This window comes from Planomicrobium sp. CPCC 101079 (assembly GCF_007859275.1).
GTDB lineage: Bacteria > Bacillota > Bacilli > Bacillales_A > Planococcaceae > Planococcus.
Window position 1 is genome coordinate 38,928 of record NZ_VOHC01000011.1, and the last position, 16,913, is coordinate 55,840.

Here is a 16,913-nt window from a genome sequence, read left to right on the forward strand (position 1 = left end):
TAATTGGAGTGAGTCTATTGAGAAAAACGAAAATCGTATGTACGATCGGCCCTGCAAGTGAATCGCCCGAAACTCTGGAAGCATTGATCCAAGCGGGCATGAACGTAGCCCGTTTGAACTTTTCGCATGGCAGCCATGAAGAGCATGGCATGCGCATTCAACGAATTCGTGATGCTGCAGAAAAGACCGGTAAGATAGTGGGTATTCTTCTTGATACAAAAGGACCTGAAATCCGGACTCATCAAATGGAGAACAACGGCATCGAACTTAAGACTGGCCAAAAAATAGCAATCTCTATGACCGAAGTGCTTGGAACGGATCAAATGTTTTCCATTACGTATGAAAAGCTGATAGAGGATGTCACAGAAGGCTCGATTATTTTGCTCGATGATGGATTGATTGAACTGCGCACAGAATCAATCGATAGAGAAAAGGGATTAATCCATACGGTTGTCGAAAATGCCGGAACGCTGAAAAGCAAAAAAGGCGTCAATGTTCCTGGAGTTTCCGTCCAGCTGCCTGGGATTACTGAAAAAGATGCTCAAGATATTTTGTTTGGAATTGAGCAGAATGTTGATTTTGTAGCGGCTTCGTTTGTTCGAAGAGCTTCTGATGTCATGGAAATCCGCAGTTTGCTTGAGAAAAACAATGGAGAACACATTCAAATCATCCCGAAAATTGAAAATGGCGAGGGCGTCGACAACATCGATGAAATCATCATGGTGTCTGATGGCTTGATGGTTGCAAGAGGAGATTTGGGTGTTGAAATTCCAGCAGAAGAAGTTCCGATTGTCCAAAAGTCGCTGATTGAAAAATGCAATAGCGCGGGCAAACCGGTTATTACAGCTACCCAAATGCTTGATTCGATGCAGCGCAATCCGCGCCCAACACGTGCGGAAGCGAGTGACGTGGCAAATGCTATTTTTGACGGCACCGATGCGATTATGCTGTCCGGCGAAACAGCAGCTGGAATTTACCCAGTAGAATCTGTAGAAACTATGCACCGCATTGCGGTAACGACGGAAGAGGCATTGAACTACAAGCAAATTGTCTCTACAAGAAGAAGAGAAAGAGAGGCGAATATGACCGAAGCGATTGGGCAAGCGGTGGCTTATACGGCTTTGAATCTGAAAGTTAAAGCCATCATTGCACCAACTGAAAGCGGACATACAGCTAAAATGATTTCGAAATATCGGCCAGAAGCACCGATAATTGCTGTCACTTCTGCGGACATTCCATCACGCAAATTGACGCTTGTTTGGGGCGTACAGCCAATTGTCGGTTCTAAAGTAGAATCCACGGATGATTTATTGGAAAAAGCGGTTGACGAAAGCTTGCACCACCATTACGTAAAGCATGGCGACTTAGTAGTCATCACTGCCGGCGTACCGGTAGGGAAAGCGGGCACCACCAATCTAATGAAGATCCATGTAATCGGAGACATTATTGCAAAAGGGCAAGGAATTGGAAAAGCTTCTGCGTTAGGTGCCACTCTGGTAGCCCGAAATGCTGAAGAAGCAAATGCCTTGGATGCAGAAGGAAAAATTTTGGTGACGATCGGTACAGACCGGGAAATGATGCCTGCCATCAACAAATGTGCTGGAATCATTACCGAAGAAGGCGGATTGACCAGCCATGCGGCCGTTGTCGGCTTGAGTTTGGGGATCCCAGTCATCGTCGGCGTACCGGACGCAACGAATTTGATCAAGAATAATTATGATATAACAATTGACGCCGAATCCGGAATGATTTACCATGGGCACGCAAGTGTACTGTAAAGACTGAAGGAGGGAGGATACTATGATGAAATGGTTTTTTATCGCACTGCTCATAGTTCCGACACTCGAATTGGCACTGCTCATATGGGCAGGCGGAGCAATCGGATTTTTCCCGACACTAGCCATCATTTTGGCGACTGGCATAGCTGGCGCTTTTTTAGCAAAAAAACAGGGGTTGAAAGCGTTCCGTGATATTCAAGAAGCGATGGGCAATTTTCAAGCGCCAGGCGATCAGCTGCTGAATGCCGCTTTTGTTCTGGTTGGCGGTGTTTTGCTCTTGACGCCTGGGTTTATTTCAGATGCAGTTGGCTTTAGCATGCTGTTCGCCCCAACTCAAAAAATCTACAAGCCGCTCGTTTATCGATTGATTCAGAATAGAATGAGAAACGCTCGGATTATCGTCAGATAATCCGAGTAAACTCATCACTTTTTTGGAAAGTTAGAGAAAAACAAGCGTTTTCATTCACAAAGCATCTAAAATTGATTATAATGGCTAGGTAAGGAATTTAGCATAGGTTCATAAAAGCAGATGAGCCATCATTCTGCCTTTTTTTTTGGAATGATGAATTATACTGAAGAAGGAGCGATTTAAATGACATCGTCAAAAGGATTAGAAGGTGTAGTAGCAACACAATCCGCCATCAGCTCAATTATTGATGACACACTTACATACGTTGGCTACGATATCGATGATTTAGCAGTAAACGCAAGCTTTGAGGAAGTAATTTACTTATTATGGCATCAGCGCCTGCCAAAAGCGGATGAGTTGGCAGAACTTAAGCAACAGCTGGCTGATAATATGTCAGTTCCACAAGCAGTGCTGGATCATTTTAAAACATATGACATCAAAAATGTTCACCCGATGGCGGCTCTTCGCACAGCTGTCTCAATGCTGGGATTATTTGATGAAGAAGCAGAAGAAATGAACACAGAAGCAAACTACCGCAAAGCGATTCGCATCCAAGCGAAGATTTCCACGCTTGTTACTGCATTTGGCCGTATTCGCAATGGGCAAGAACCGATTGCGCCAAAAACAGATTTAAGCTTTGCCGCTAACTTCCTTTATATGCTTTCTGGAGAAATGCCGGAAGACATCGAAGTCGAAGCTTTCAACAAAGCGCTAGTACTTCACGCTGACCATGAGTTGAATGCATCAACATTCACTGCCCGTGTAGCGGTTGCAACTCTTTCTGATGTATATTCAGGAATCACTGCGGCAATCGGCGCATTAAAAGGGCCATTGCACGGTGGAGCAAACGAACAAGTTATGAAAATGCTCACTGAAATCGATTCTGTCGAAAATGTTGATTCCTACATCAACGGAAAATTAGACAACAAAGAGAAAATCATGGGCTTTGGCCACCGCGTATACCGCAAAGGCGACCCGCGTGCAAAACACCTTCGCGAAATGTCTCAGAAATTGACAAAAATCCGCGGAGAAGAAAAATGGTATGAAATGTCGATCAAGATCGATGAAATTGTGACTGGACAGAAAAACCTTCCGCCAAACGTGGATTTCTATTCTGCATCGGTTTACCATTCTTTGAATATCGAACATGATTTGTTTACTCCGATTTTTGCAGTGTCACGTACGTCTGGATGGTTGGCGCATATTCTTGAGCAATATGCAGACAATCGCCTGATCCGTCCGCGTGCAGAATACATCGGACCGGGAATGCAGACATACGTTCCTGTAGAAGAAAGATAAGACAAGTAAACAGAGCACTAAACACCATAGGGCTTGTATTTTATGCAGCCCTGTGAATTTGACCACAGGAGGCAATAATAAATGGCAAACGGCGAAAAAATTTCAGTAGAAAACGGTGTTTTAAATGTACCAAATAACGCAATCATCCCTTTCATCATCGGTGACGGAACAGGGCCAGACATTTGGCATGCAGCTTCCCGCGTTTTAGAACAAGCAGTAAACAAAGCCTATAACGGCGAAAAATCAATTGTTTGGAAAGAAGTTCTTGCAGGACAAAAAGCTTTCGACGAAACTGGAGAATGGCTTCCTGAAGAAACACTTGAAGTGATCCGCGAATACTTGATTGCGATCAAAGGTCCTCTTACAACGCCAATCGGCGGCGGTATCCGTTCATTGAACGTAGCGCTTCGCCAAGAACTTGACCTTTACACTTGCTTGCGTCCAGTACGTTATTTCGAAGGCGTTCCTTCTCCTGTTAAGCGTCCAGAAGATACTGATATGGTCATTTTCCGTGAAAACACAGAAGATATCTATGCTGGCATCGAGTACGCTAGCGGTTCTGAAGAAGTTGCGAAATTGCTTTCTTTCCTTCAAGGTGAGATGGGCGTAAACAAAATCCGTTTCCCAGAAACTTCAGGTATCGGCATCAAGCCGATCTCCGAAGAAGGAACAAAGCGTTTAGTGCGCGCTGCTATCAACTATGCATTGGTTGAAGGCCGCGAGTCAGTAACACTTGTCCACAAAGGGAACATCATGAAGTTCACTGAAGGAGCTTTCAAAAACTGGGGCTATGAAGTTGCGGAACAAGAGTTTGCTGACAAAGTATTCACTTGGAACCAATATGATGCGATTAAAGACGAGCAAGGCACTGATGCTGCGAACAAAGCGCAAGAAGAAGCACTTGCTTCAGGCAAAATCCTGATCAAAGACTCAATCGCTGATATCTTCCTTCAACAAATTCTTACTCGCCCAAGCGAGTTTGATGTGGTTGCTACAATGAACTTGAACGGAGATTACATCTCTGACGCTTTGGCTGCCCAAGTAGGCGGAATCGGTATTGCACCGGGCGCAAACATCAACTACGATAGCGGACACGCTATCTTCGAAGCAACTCACGGAACTGCTCCGAAATATGCAGGTCTTGATAAAGTAAACCCGTCTTCTGTCATCCTTTCAGGCGTATTGATGCTTGAACACCTTGGCTGGACAGAAGCTGCGAAACTTATCGTTGCTTCAATGGAAAAAACTATCTCTTCTAAAGTTGTAACTTACGACTTCGCTCGTCTAATGGACGGCGCAACAGAAGTGAAATGCTCAGAGTTTGCTGACGAATTAATCAAAAACTTTTAAGAAAAGAGGGGGAAACCCCTCTTTTTTTTATGGGCAATATTGCTAAATCTCATTAATCTTTAGCCTATTATATTTTTATTAGCCAAAAGCAATAAAGTGGACAATCGAGAAGCTCTGGTGCTTAATTGCATGCACCGTTAAGTTGCCGGCAGATTTCCTGCAAAAGCAATGAGCTGTTTTGCGAACTGATTTTAGGGAATAAATTCTATAGTTGAGATTAAATTTTAAAAGGAGAGATTTTATGACATTCAAACGTAAAAAGATTTCTGTCATCGGTTCTGGATTTACTGGTGCCACAACGGCTTTTCTTTTGGCTCAGAAAGAATTGGGCGATGTAATCTTAGTAGATATCCCGCAAATGGAAAATCCGGCCAAAGGAAAAGCTCTTGATATGGCAGAAGCAGGTCCTGTCCAAGGTTTTGATGCCCGCATCAAAGGGACGGCGGATTACGGGGATACCAAAGATTCTGATTTAGTGATCATTACAGCAGGCATCGCTCGAAAACCAGGCATGAGCCGTGATGATCTTGTCCAGACAAACCAGAAAATCATGAAATCCGTTACGGATGAAATCGTAAAAAACTCACCTGACACAATTATTATTGTATTGACGAATCCGGTAGATGCAATGACGTACACTGTTTATAAAGAGTCCGGTTTTCCGAAAGAGCGGGTAATCGGCCAATCAGGCGTACTGGATTCAGCGCGATTCCGTACATTTGTAGCGGAAGAACTAGATTTATCAGTCAAAGACATCACCGGTTTTGTTCTGGGCGGACACGGTGATGACATGGTGCCTTTAGTGCGCTATTCATACGCGGGTGGAATTCCGCTCGAGACACTGATTTCAAAAGAGCGCCTGGAAGAAATTGTGGAACGAACACGCAAAGGCGGAGCTGAAATCGTCAACTTGCTGGGTACTGGCTCCGCCTATTATGCACCAGCAGCATCACTTGTTGAAATGGCAGAAGCGATCATTAAAGATCACCGCCGTGTATTGCCTGCCATCGCTTATCTGGAAGGCGAGTATGGCTTGGATGGAATTTATCTCGGTGTGCCCACTATATTGGGAGCAGGCGGGATTGAAAAAATTATCGAAATCGATTTGAATGCTGAAGAAAAGGACGCATTGGAAAAATCCGCCGAGTCAGTCAAGGCAGTCATGGAAGTATTAGCTTAATCGAGCGGAGCGGGCAAGGTTTCTTGTCCGTCTTTTTTTATTCCCGAATATAGGCGCCATTAGTCCGGAACGGTGCTTGCACTTTTCTTGCATTAGTTGTTACTATTAAGGTATTAATAATTTAGGGGAGGGAATTTATTTGTTGCTTGGGAAAAAACGCAAATTAGGCCGGAAAATTGAAGCTATTAACACCGGTGAAAAACTGCAGTTGACAGAAAAGATAGAAGATAAAGACTTGCTGCTTTATTTAGGATTAACAAATGACAGCAATCCATTATACATTCAGCATGATTTCGCATCACAAACGGTTTTTGAAAAACCGGTAGTACCGACCATCATGTTGGCAGGCATTATTTCTTCTGCCATTTCCAAATATTTGCCAGGTCCGGGCACTTATATAAAAGAGCAACGCTTGAAATTCACCAAACCCGTTTTCCACTATGCCACTATTGAATTTTTGTTGGAAGTGACCGAAGTTGACCTTAAAAACAATGAAGTGACTGTTCGTGTTGTAGCGACAGATGAAAAAGGAGAGGCTGTGGTTGAGGGGACAATACTCGCCAATCCGCCTCAAATGATAAATCAGTTGACAACACAGGCGATGGATAACTTTTAGCGCATGGTTTGGGATGGGGGTTCTAGACTGAATGCGGAGGATGTTACACGATGAAGAAAATATTGATTATTGAAGATGAACACTCGATTGCAACATTGCTTTCCTATAACCTTGTACAAGCGGGCTACGAAACGGTTGTCGCAAATGACGGCAAACAAGGCTTCGACTTGGCATTAAGCGAAGATCCAGCATTGATTGTGCTTGACCTTATGCTGCCTTCGATGGACGGAGTGGAAGTCTGTAAATCATTGCGGCAGCAAAAAGTCAGCACGCCTATCATAATGTTGACGGCGAAAGATGATGAGTTTGACAAAGTATTGGGCTTGGAGCTTGGCGCAGACGACTATATGACGAAACCGTTCAGCCCGCGTGAAGTTGTGGCCCGCATCAAAGCGGTGCTTAGGAGAACAGAAAGCAAACCGGTTGATCCACAAGACTCATCCGTGCCTTTAACGTTCGGGGAGTTGACTGTATATCCTGACCGATTTGAAGTGTTTATGAGCGAAGAGCAAATTGAGTTTACTCCAAAAGAATTTGAACTTCTCGTGTATTTGATGGAAAACAAAAACCGGGTTTTGACGCGTGATCAATTGCTGAGTGCTGTATGGAAATACGATTTTGCGGGAGATACGCGAATTGTTGACGTCCATATTAGCCATTTGCGCGAAAAAATCGAAGAAAATAGCCGAAAGCCCACCTTCATCAAAACCATCCGAGGTTTAGGCTATAAATTTGAGGAGCCAAGAGCAATATGAAATCGTTTCGGCACCGATTGTTGGTTATGATTATCGGTTGGATCGGCTTGTTGTTGGCCGGCCTTTTAATCATTGTCTCGCAATTGTTTCCGCTCTATACAAATCTAGAGAATCCTTCGACCATTTGGCTGCTGCTATTCTTGATATTTGCTATAGCAATGGCCATTTCGACGGTCATTAGCCATCGCATTATAAAAATTCAAGCTCAACCGATTGAAAACGTAACGGAAACGGCTTTAGAACTGGTGAAAGGCAATTATCGGGCCCGTGCAGTAGAATCCGGCACGGTCGGCGCAGTTCAGTTGAGTTCCACGATAAACGTACTGGCAAGGAACTTGCAGGAAATTACAGCTGTCCGGCAAATGGAGCAGGAACGCTTGAAAACGTTGATTGAAAACATGGGCAGTTCGCTTATGATGATCAACCGGCAAGGCAGGGTCTCGCTTGTCAATACGCCTTTTTTGAAAGAACTTGATATGACCACTGAAAGTGTCCAAGGGAAATTATATAAAGAATTGTCTATTCCTGCAGTGCTTGCCCAGTTTATTGAAAACGTCTTTATGACTGAAACACCGGACCGGGATCAGATTGATTTTTTTATCGGTCTTCACCAGAAACATTTAGACGTATACGGCGCTCCTATTATGGGAGAACACGAACGCTGGCTCGGTGTAGTGATCGTCGCCCATGACATATCTGATCTCAAGCGGCTGGAACAAGTAAGAAAAGACTTTGTTGCCAATGTTTCTCATGAGTTAAGAACACCTGTCACTTCGATTAAAGGATTCTCTGAAACGTTGTTAGACGGCGCTTATGAAGACACACCAACACTGCTGTCTTTTTTGGAAATTATCCAAAAAGAAAGCAATCGACTGGAGTTATTGATCAAAGATTTACTTGAGTTGTCGAAAATTGAACATGCCGGATTTCAAGTGAATTCACAGCCGACTGATATGAAAGCGGTAATTGAACGGGCAGCAGGCATGATTCAACCTAGAATGGAAGAAAAGTCGATTCGTTTGCAACTCGAGCTGGAACCCGTTAAAGTTTTTGGAGACCCGAATCGCTTGATCCAAGTAATGATGAATTTACTGGCTAATGCACTTACATACTCTGCCTCTAAAACAACAGTTGAAGTTAGGCTTTATAAAGAACAGGAAGAAGCCGTCATTCAAGTGAAAGATCAAGGAATCGGCATTGAAGCTTCTGAGATCGGCAGATTGTTTGAACGCTTTTACCGGGTGGACCGGGCTAGAAGCCGCAATTCTGGAGGAACAGGCCTTGGCTTATCGATTGTAAAACATCTAGTGGAAGCACATCATGGGAAATTGAAAGTGGACAGCGAGGTCGGCGTTGGCACTACTTTTACAGTCTATTTGCCTTTAGCAGGTTAATTTAGGAGGGAAAAATGAAAAACTTACCCTTTTTGCCAATCATTGTAGGCACCGATATGAACGCTTACAATATGGCAATATCATTTCATGAAGCTTACGGAATCAAACCCATTTTAGTAGGGAAAGAACCGTTGTCCTTTACGACATTGAGCACGATAACAGAGAACATTGAATACCGATTAGGGTTAGCGGATTCAAATCAATTTGCCGGCATTTTGACAGACATTGCAAAGAAATACAAAGCGCCAGAAAAAAAGCTTCTTTTAATCGGGACAAATGATTTATATGTACGCTTGATTATTGAGAATACTGAAACTTTAAAAGCTCATTTTATTTTCAATTATATAAATGAAGAGTTGATGAATCAGCTGCAAGTTAAAGCGAATTTTTATAAACTGTGCAAAGAGCATGGCATTGATACACCAACAACATTTTTCTATGATTGCAGCACAGAAGTTCCTTTCAATGAGAAAATGTTGTATCCGGTCATCATCAAACCGAGCAACGGAATCGCATACAATCAAAATAAATTTGCTGGACAGAAAAAAGTCTATAAAGTGGAAAATGAGGAAGAATTGCAAGAAGTGATCCAGACCATCACGGCGAGCGGCTACCGCGACGAATTGATTATCCAGGATTTTATTCCTGGAGATGATACGTATATGTGGGATTCCGTAATTTATGCAAGCTCCAAAGGAAAAACGCAATTGGTGACATTTGCGCAAGTGGTGCTCCAGGAGCATACCGAGACGGCCATCGGCAACTACACAGCGCTGATTACGCGCTATGATGAAGCAGTGATGAAAAAATTGCAGCGGTTCCTTGAAGCAGTCGGCTATACGGGGTTTGCCAATTTCGATTTGAAGTACGATGCTCGAGACGGCAAATTCAAAGTATTTGAAGTGAACATCCGCCAAGGGCGTTCAAGTTATTACATAACTGCCCTTGGCCACAATATGGCTTCGCTGTTTGTGGACGACTTGATCTACGATGTTGAAAAACCGGTTACGTATTTAAATGAGGAATTCTTATTTACAGTGGTGCCGAAAATCGTGCTCCGCAAGTTCGTAGACAACAAAGCAGTTCAAAGAGATATCAACCGCCTGATTAAAAAAGGCAGATACGGCAATCCGCTATTTTATAAAAAAGATAAGCACTTGAAGCGGAAATTTTATTTGTTTGCCCGCCAAGTCAATTATTACAAAAAATATAAAAACAATCAGTGGTAAACTTTACATTCTATTAATACTAGCTTCACATTCGGTTGTTAAGGTGTAATAGAACCCCCCTTCAACCGCAATAAAAGAAAAAGCCCAGGCATGGGCTTTTTCTTTTGCCTTAAAACAGGAGATAATTCAAATACGGACAGCCCTTCATTTCTTTTCTTTTTGCCTGCATGGTAAAATAGAGGGAATGAGGGCTTTTTTAGTGAAAGGGGTAATTTTGTGGCGAAGAAAATTTTATTATTAGACGGAAACAGTTTAGCGTACCGCGCATTTTTTGCGTTGCCATTGCTAACCAATGAAAGCGGTGTTCATACAAATGCCGTCTATGGCTTTACGATGATGCTTCAAAAAATATTGGAGGAAGAACAGCCGACGCATATGGTCGTTGCATTTGATGCGGGGAAAACTACTTTCCGCCACGAGACATTCAGCGAATATAAAGGCGGCCGGCAAAAGACGCCGCCGGAGCTTTCGGAGCAATTTCCTTATTTGCGAAAATTGATTGAAGCATATCAGATTAAAAGCTATGAGCTGCCGAATTACGAAGCGGATGATATTATCGGGACATTAAGCTTAGAGGCGGAAAATGCGGGCGATGAAGTGATTGTCATTTCAGGAGACAAGGATTTGACGCAGCTTGCTTCACCGTCGACAACTGTTTACATTACGCGGAAAGGCATTACGGATATTGAAAAATACACCGTCGACCATATTCGTGAAAAATACGGATTAAGCCCGGAACAAATCATCGATATGAAAGGCCTCATGGGCGACGCTTCAGATAATATCCCAGGTGTACCCGGAGTCGGCGAGAAAACGGCATTGAAATTGCTGGCCGCCCATGGGACTGTTGAAGGCGTCTATGCGGCGATTGAAGAACAAAAAGGCAAGATGAAAGAGAAGCTTGTCGAAAACGAAGAGCTTGCTTACATCAGCAAAAAGCTTGCGACAATCGAGCGCCATGCGCCTGTCGAGATATCGATTGATGAACTGGCCTATTCCGGTCCGGACAATGAAGAGTTAATCAGAATATGGAACGAACTGGCCTTTAAATCATTGCTGGAAAAAATGGAGTATACATCGGAAGAGACCGAGAAGAAAGAATTGGAGTTCAAAGTGATCGAAGCATTTGATCCGTCAATTTTGGAAGATGAAATGGCAGTTCACTTGGAACTCTATGATGAGCAATACCATACATGTGATTTGCTTGGTGTTTCACTAGCGACTGAAACTTCCACTTATGTGATTTCAATGGAGATGGCCCAGAATTCGGATGAATTCAAGACATGGCTCAGCGATCCGGAGAAAAAGAAATTTATGGCAGATTCGAAAGCGGCGACAGCTGCCTTTTATCGCTGTGGCATTGAATTGAATGGAGTTGATTTCGATATGATGCTCGGTGCGTATATTGTCAATCCTTCATTGACGTATACCGATTTGGCGAGCATAGTCCAGGAATATGGCTATACGGAAGTTTCAACAAATGAGCAAGTTTATGGAAAAGGCGCTAAAAAAACGGTTCCAGCCGATTCCGTTTTACATGAACACTTGGCAAGAAAAGCGCGAGCCATTTGGGCAGTCCGTCCGGAAGTGGTCGGGAAGTTACGGGAAAACGACCAATTCGATCTTTACGACAAATTGGAATTGCCACTTGCTGCTATTTTAGGAACTATGGAATCGTTTGGCGTAAAAGTCGATAAAGAGCAGTTGACGGCCATGGGCAAAGAATTATCGGAAAAGCTTGCCGAAATCGAAAAAAATATTTACTGGATTGCTGGCGAAAAGTTTAATATCAATTCACCAAAGCAATTGGGTGTAGTCCTTTTTGAGAAGCTTGGCTTGCCGGTACTGAAAAAGACAAAGACCGGTTATTCGACTGCTGCAGATGTGTTGGAGAAACTCGAGGGGCAGCATGAAATCATTGCCCAGATTTTGATCTACCGCCAGCTCGGGAAATTGCTGTCGACGTATATTGAAGGTTTGCTAAAGGAAATTCATGAAGACGGAAAAATCCATACAAGATTCCAGCAGGCACTGACAACGACAGGGCGTCTGAGTTCGACCAATCCCAACCTTCAAAATATTCCTGTTCGGCTAGAAGAAGGGCGGAAAATCCGTAAAGCGTTTGTACCTTCAGAACCGGATTGGGTGATGGTCGCTGCTGACTATTCCCAAATCGAGTTGCGTGTACTTGCGCATATGTCGGGAGATGAGCGCTTGATTGAAGCGTTCCGAAACGATCAGGATATTCACACGGCAACAGCAGCGGATGTGTTCCATGTTCCGTTAGAAGAAGTGACAGGAGATATGCGCCGCGCGGCAAAAGCCGTCAACTTTGGCATTGTATACGGCATTAGCGATTACGGCTTGTCTCAAAGCTTGTCAATTACGCGTAAAGCGGCTCAGGAATTTATTGACCGTTATTTGGCAAGTTTCCCTGGCGTCAAAAGGTATATGACCGACATTGTGGCAAAAGCGCGCAAAGATGGTTTTGTTACAACATTGATGAACCGCAGGAGATACTTGACGGACATCAACAGTTCCAATTTTAATTTGCGCAGCTTTGCGGAACGGACCGCGATGAACACGCCGATCCAAGGAAGTGCTGCAGATGTCATTAAGAAAGCGATGATCAATATGGCGGAGGCGCTGGAGCGGGAAGGCATGCAAACACGCATGCTGCTGCAAGTGCATGATGAATTGATTTTTGAAGCGCCGCCGAATGAACTTGAAAAACTGAAAACCTTGGTGCCTGAAGCGATGGAATCGGCAATGGAGTTAGATGTGCCGTTAAAAGTCGATTTTGCATTCGGGGACACTTGGTACGATACGAAGTGAGAGGAGCCAATTAAAATGCCTGAACTTCCAGAAGTGGAAGGCGTTGTCCGGCAAATACGGCCGGCAGCCATCGGCAAAAAAATCCAGGATGTTTATGTGTCAGACATTATTCGCGTTTCCAAACGGAATGGCAAAGAAGCAATCATCAAACGAATGGAAGCCGATGGATTTATCGAAAGCTTGATTGGCGCTCAGATTATGAGCGTCGAACGCCGAAGCAAATATATTTATTTCACCATGAAAACACCAGAAAACGAATTTCTGCTTGTCAATCATTTAGGGATGTCAGGAGCTTGGTTTTATGTTGATCACCTCATGTCGATTGCAGAAGAAAAATTTCGCCGGCATGTCCACGTGGTGCTTACATTGAGCGACGGCAATTTGCTGGCGTACTCGGATATCCGGAGGTTCGGCGAAATGCGCGTCTTACAGGAAGAGGGGGATTTTCCTCCGCTTCTGCTCATGGCGCCTGAACCCTTTGAAGAAGGGGCGCTCGCACATTTCCTGAGAATGTCGGAAAGCCCAAAATACAAGGCAAAACCGATAAAAGAAGTCATAATGGATGGACAAATTATCTCGGGATGTGGAAACATTTACGCCACTGAAGCGCTATATAAAATGAAACTGCATCCAAACCGGGCGGCGGGCAGAATCAGCAGGCAACGGAAAATCGAATTGTTTGAGACCATTGTAGCAATCTTGCTCGAAAGCATCGAAGCGGGAGGCAGCACCATTTCCGATTACCGAAACGTTAATGGCGAATCGGGAAGCATGCAAAACCGCTTTGGAATGTATGGGAAAAAACAGTGCACCGAATGCGGCAATGCGACGAAGACGCTGAAAATCGGCGGACGAGCGTCGGTCTATTGTCCAACATGCCAAAAGTGAAAAGTGAGGGCCATTCATGATTATTGGATTAACAGGTAGTATTGCCAGTGGAAAAAGCACCGTCTCGAAAATGTTGGCCGATTTGGGCTATCCGATAGTTGATGCTGATGTCGTGGCACGCCAAGTGGTTGAACCGGGGACACAGACATTAAAAGAAATTGAAGCCATTTTCGGTACTCAAGTAATTTTGCCGGATGGAACGCTTCATCGCTCAAAGCTTGGCCAGATGATTTTTAATGATCCAGCAAGCCGCCAACAATTAAATGCAGTTATCCATCCCGCTATCCGCAAAGAACTTTTGCGGCAACGGGATGCTTTTTTAGCTGAAGGCCATGAAACAGTTGTTTTGGATATTCCATTGCTGTTCGAAAGCAAACTTTTGAATTTTGCCGAAAAAATTCTTGTTGTGAGTGTGACCGAAGAAAATCAATTGAATCGGCTGATGGAACGAAATGGTTTGACGGAGCAAGAGGCGCTGGCTCGCATTGGATCCCAGTTGCCGATGGCAGTCAAAGAAGCTGGAGCAGATGCTGTCATCTTTAATAATGGAACATTAGAAGAAACAAGGCGGCAGTTATTGCGTGTATTAGAGATTTGGGGATTAAAGAGCGGAAAAGATTGATGCAGTTTCTAGTTATTAATGTTCATTAATCCATATAATGTGTTATACTATATATCAATTAGGAAATTAAAGTATAACTTATTTGATGGGGGACGGATAAATGACTATTTCGATTGCGATTAATGGATTTGGGCGTATTGGCCGTATGGTATTCAGACAAGCTATTCTAATGGACGATATTACAGTTAAAGCGGTCAATGCAACCTATCCGCCGGAAACTTTAGCTCATTTGATTAAGTATGACACAAATCACGGAATATTTGCCGGTGATGTTTCTTTTGAAGAAGATGCTTTAATTGTTAATGGCAAACGGGTGCAAATCGTCAGTGAACGAGACCCTCTGGAATTGCCATGGAGAGAATTGGGCATCGATATCGTCATTGAAGCGACTGGCAAATTCAATACGCGTGATTTGGCCGCACTTCATTTGGAAGCGGGAGCAAAAAAAGTCATTTTATCTGCACCAGGAAAAAATGCGGATGTCACCATTGTAGTAGGTGTCAACGATGAGAAGTTAGACATTGAAAAACACCATGTTATTTCAAACGCCAGCTGCACAACAAACTGTTTGGCGCCCGTTGCAAAAGTGCTTAGCGATTCTTTCGGCATCGTCAATGGCTTGATGACTACCGTCCACTCTTATACAAATGACCAAAAAAATCTTGATAATCCTCATAAAGATTTGCGGAGAGCAAGATCGGCTGGACAGTCGATCATCCCAACTTCGACAGGTGCTGCGAAAGCGTTATCATTGGTTCTTCCTGAACTTGAAGGCAAGCTGCATGGCATGGCGCTTCGCGTTCCAACGCCTAATGTGTCACTGGTTGACCTTGTGGTGGACCTTGAAAGAGACGTCACCCCTGAGGAAGTAAATGAAGCGTTTATCAAGGCTTCTGAGGAAGGCATGGAAGGCATTCTTGCATTGACAATGGAACCGCTCGTATCAGTTGACTTTAATACAAATTCGAAATCCGCAATCATTGATGGCTTGTCTACTATGGTCATTGATAACCGAAAAGTGAAAGTTCTTGCTTGGTACGATAATGAATGGGGTTATTCAGCCCGCGTCATTGATCTGACTAAAAAAGTGGCGAATGCGCTTGTATCGCTCGTATAAAAAGATTTTGTTTAAAACGCCTCCCAAGCGTATCGGGAGGCGTTTTTTCAATGTTTATTTAGTTTTTTTAAGAAAATAAGGAGTTATTGAAGATAAATTTGTTGCATTTAACTTCAATACATCATATACTAACAATCGTAGTTAAAAAACAACTACATTTCTTCTAAGTTTTCAGCAGTATTTCACGGAAGCAAGGGAAGAATCTTTATTCACATGACTGCTTAAAGGGTTAGGACCTCTTTGGACTAACTTTCCCCCGTGGTAGTCAACTTTGAATATTTTGAGCACGAAAACAAAATGATATCAAAGGGGGAAACGAACCATGGAAACAATGGGGCGTCACGTTATTGCAGAACTTTGGCAGTGTGATTTTGACAAATTAAACGATATGGATTATATCGAAAAAACTTTTGTTGATGCAGCACTCAAATCAGGAGCGGAAGTCCGCGAAGTGGCTTTTCACAAGTTCGCACCACAAGGCGTAAGCGGCGTAGTGATTATTTCTGAATCGCACTTAACGATCCACAGTTTTCCAGAGCATGGCTATGCAAGTGTAGATGTTTACACTTGTGGCGATCTTGATCCGACAATTGCTGCGGATTACATCGCTAAAGCACTTGACTCTAAAAACAGCGAAGTTACAGAACTTCCACGTGGAATGGGTCCAGTCGGTGCTGGTAAGACCAAAGTTTCAGTAACAGCATAATCCGTTAACATGAAAAAACACTAAAGCAGAGGAACTTTTCCTCTGCTTTTTCTAATGGATTCGATTTTCAGACGCACTTTTGGCTCGAGGCCGATTTCTCAAAATTCATTTTTGGAATTCGATAGAAAAACCGGGTGGCAGCAGCAAACCAGCATTTCTCTGTCGATTGTTAACAACAATTCTCAAGTTCAATTTATATCGTTATAAAATTTTGGTATACTAGAGAGAATAGAGAGTCTGTTTAGGGAGATGTCAATATGAAGTGTCCGGCTTGCCAACATAATGGAACGCGTGTCGTGGATTCGCGGCCAGTAGATGAGAACAAATCAATCAGAAGGCGCAGAGAGTGCGAGGCGTGCGGCTATCGCTATACCACTTTTGAAAAAGTGGAAGAAATGCCGTTAATTGTAGTCAAGAAAGACGGTTCCCGGGAAGAATTCAGTCGTGAAAAAGTATTGCGGGGGCTGATACGGGCATGCGAGAAGCGTCCGGTTCCTCTTGAAGTCCTAGAAGAATTGGTGTTCACAATTGAGAAAGACCTTCGCCGGATCGGCAACGCCGAAGTAAAGTCAGAGGAAGTCGGCGAAATGGTGATGGAAGGGCTTGCTGCAATCGATGAAGTCGCATATGTGCGCTTTGCCTCCGTGTATCGCCAATTCAAAGACATCAGTGTATTTATTGAAGAATTGAAGGATTTATTGAAAAGAAGTCCGGAAGAAAAGAAATCCGAGTAAG

The 16,913-nt window shown here is 43.6% G+C and carries 15 protein-coding genes; all 15 read left to right on the forward strand.

What is annotated here, in order from left to right; translation table 11 throughout:
* Positions 1–17: 17 nt before the first annotated feature.
* The 15 genes from pyk to nrdR all read left to right on the forward strand — a co-directional run bounded on the left by pyk (position 18) and on the right by nrdR (position 16,912).
* Entirely contained in the window at positions 18–1,778 is a 1,761-nt protein-coding gene (gene pyk, locus FQV28_RS04655) for a pyruvate kinase (protein WP_146494412.1), read from the forward strand.
* Positions 1,779–1,800: 22 nt separating this feature from the next.
* Complete coding sequence (locus tag FQV28_RS04660; protein WP_146494413.1) at positions 1,801–2,187, forward strand: FxsA family protein; 387 nt, start codon at positions 1,801–1,803, stop codon at positions 2,185–2,187.
* Between the two features lie 183 nt (positions 2,188–2,370).
* Entirely contained in the window at positions 2,371–3,486 is a 1,116-nt protein-coding gene (citZ, locus tag FQV28_RS04665) for a citrate synthase (protein WP_146494414.1), read from the forward strand.
* A gap of 81 nt (positions 3,487–3,567) precedes the next feature.
* Positions 3,568–4,836, forward strand: a complete 1,269-nt coding sequence (gene icd / locus FQV28_RS04670; RefSeq protein WP_146494415.1) for an NADP-dependent isocitrate dehydrogenase — start codon at positions 3,568–3,570, stop codon at positions 4,834–4,836.
* 241 nt (positions 4,837–5,077) lie between these two features.
* On the forward strand, positions 5,078–6,016 hold the full coding sequence (gene mdh, locus FQV28_RS04675) for a malate dehydrogenase (protein ID WP_146494416.1): 939 nt from the start codon (positions 5,078–5,080) through the stop codon (positions 6,014–6,016).
* Between the two features lie 139 nt (positions 6,017–6,155).
* Positions 6,156–6,632 (forward strand): MaoC/PaaZ C-terminal domain-containing protein, encoded by a 477-nt coding sequence (locus FQV28_RS04680; protein WP_146494417.1) that lies wholly within the window; start codon positions 6,156–6,158, stop codon positions 6,630–6,632.
* 50 nt (positions 6,633–6,682) lie between these two features.
* Positions 6,683–7,387: a response regulator transcription factor gene (locus FQV28_RS04685; RefSeq protein ID WP_146494418.1), complete on the forward strand. Its 705-nt coding sequence runs from the start codon at positions 6,683–6,685 to the stop codon at positions 7,385–7,387.
* Positions 7,384–8,781, forward strand: coding sequence for a two-component system histidine kinase PnpS (pnpS, locus tag FQV28_RS04690; protein ID WP_146494419.1), 1,398 nt, complete (start codon positions 7,384–7,386; stop codon positions 8,779–8,781). The genes FQV28_RS04685 and pnpS overlap by 4 nt, the downstream gene beginning before the upstream one ends.
* 14 nt (positions 8,782–8,795) lie before the next feature.
* Positions 8,796–10,010 carry a carboxylate--amine ligase gene (locus tag FQV28_RS04695; protein ID WP_146494420.1) on the forward strand — a complete coding sequence of 405 codons (1,215 nt, stop codon included), beginning with the start codon at positions 8,796–8,798 and terminating at the stop codon, positions 10,008–10,010.
* Between the two features lie 216 nt (positions 10,011–10,226).
* Positions 10,227–12,845 carry a DNA polymerase I gene (gene polA / locus FQV28_RS04700; protein ID WP_146494421.1) on the forward strand — a complete coding sequence of 873 codons (2,619 nt, stop codon included), beginning with the start codon at positions 10,227–10,229 and terminating at the stop codon, positions 12,843–12,845.
* Between the two features lie 15 nt (positions 12,846–12,860).
* A complete protein-coding gene (mutM, locus tag FQV28_RS04705) occupies positions 12,861–13,733 on the forward strand; it encodes a bifunctional DNA-formamidopyrimidine glycosylase/DNA-(apurinic or apyrimidinic site) lyase (RefSeq protein ID WP_146494422.1) in 873 nt (290 codons plus the stop codon).
* Between the two features lie 16 nt (positions 13,734–13,749).
* Positions 13,750–14,355, forward strand: a complete 606-nt coding sequence (gene coaE, locus FQV28_RS04710; RefSeq protein WP_146494423.1) for a dephospho-CoA kinase — start codon at positions 13,750–13,752, stop codon at positions 14,353–14,355.
* A gap of 100 nt (positions 14,356–14,455) precedes the next feature.
* A complete protein-coding gene (locus FQV28_RS04715) occupies positions 14,456–15,472 on the forward strand; it encodes a glyceraldehyde-3-phosphate dehydrogenase (RefSeq protein WP_146494424.1) in 1,017 nt (338 codons plus the stop codon).
* A 322-nt stretch (positions 15,473–15,794) separates the two neighbouring features.
* Positions 15,795–16,178 (forward strand): adenosylmethionine decarboxylase, encoded by a 384-nt coding sequence (gene speD / locus FQV28_RS04720; RefSeq protein ID WP_146494425.1) that lies wholly within the window; start codon positions 15,795–15,797, stop codon positions 16,176–16,178.
* A 257-nt stretch (positions 16,179–16,435) separates the two neighbouring features.
* Complete coding sequence (gene nrdR / locus FQV28_RS04725) at positions 16,436–16,912, forward strand: transcriptional regulator NrdR (protein WP_146494426.1); 477 nt, start codon at positions 16,436–16,438, stop codon at positions 16,910–16,912.
* The last annotated feature ends 1 nt before the right edge of the window (position 16,913 follow it).

Excerpts from the sequence above, each read along its gene's own strand:
- speD (WP_146494425.1), top strand. The coding sequence starts at position 15,795 with ATGGAAACAATGGGGCGTCACGTTATTGCAGAACTTTGGCAGTGTGAT.
- FQV28_RS04660 (WP_146494413.1), top strand. The coding sequence starts at position 1,801 with ATGATGAAATGGTTTTTTATCGCACTGCTCATAGTTCCGACACTCGAA.
- coaE (WP_146494423.1), top strand. The coding sequence starts at position 13,750 with ATGATTATTGGATTAACAGGTAGTATTGCCAGTGGAAAAAGCACCGTC.
- pnpS (WP_146494419.1), top strand. The coding sequence starts at position 7,384 with ATGAAATCGTTTCGGCACCGATTGTTGGTTATGATTATCGGTTGGATC.
- FQV28_RS04715 (WP_146494424.1), top strand. The coding sequence starts at position 14,456 with ATGACTATTTCGATTGCGATTAATGGATTTGGGCGTATTGGCCGTATG.
- citZ (WP_146494414.1), top strand. The coding sequence starts at position 2,371 with ATGACATCGTCAAAAGGATTAGAAGGTGTAGTAGCAACACAATCCGCC.
- FQV28_RS04685 (WP_146494418.1), top strand. The coding sequence starts at position 6,683 with ATGAAGAAAATATTGATTATTGAAGATGAACACTCGATTGCAACATTG.
- FQV28_RS04695 (WP_146494420.1), top strand. The coding sequence starts at position 8,796 with ATGAAAAACTTACCCTTTTTGCCAATCATTGTAGGCACCGATATGAAC.
- mdh (WP_146494416.1), top strand. The coding sequence starts at position 5,078 with ATGACATTCAAACGTAAAAAGATTTCTGTCATCGGTTCTGGATTTACT.
- mutM (WP_146494422.1), top strand. The coding sequence starts at position 12,861 with ATGCCTGAACTTCCAGAAGTGGAAGGCGTTGTCCGGCAAATACGGCCG.
- icd (WP_146494415.1), top strand. The coding sequence starts at position 3,568 with ATGGCAAACGGCGAAAAAATTTCAGTAGAAAACGGTGTTTTAAATGTA.
- nrdR (WP_146494426.1), top strand. The coding sequence starts at position 16,436 with ATGAAGTGTCCGGCTTGCCAACATAATGGAACGCGTGTCGTGGATTCG.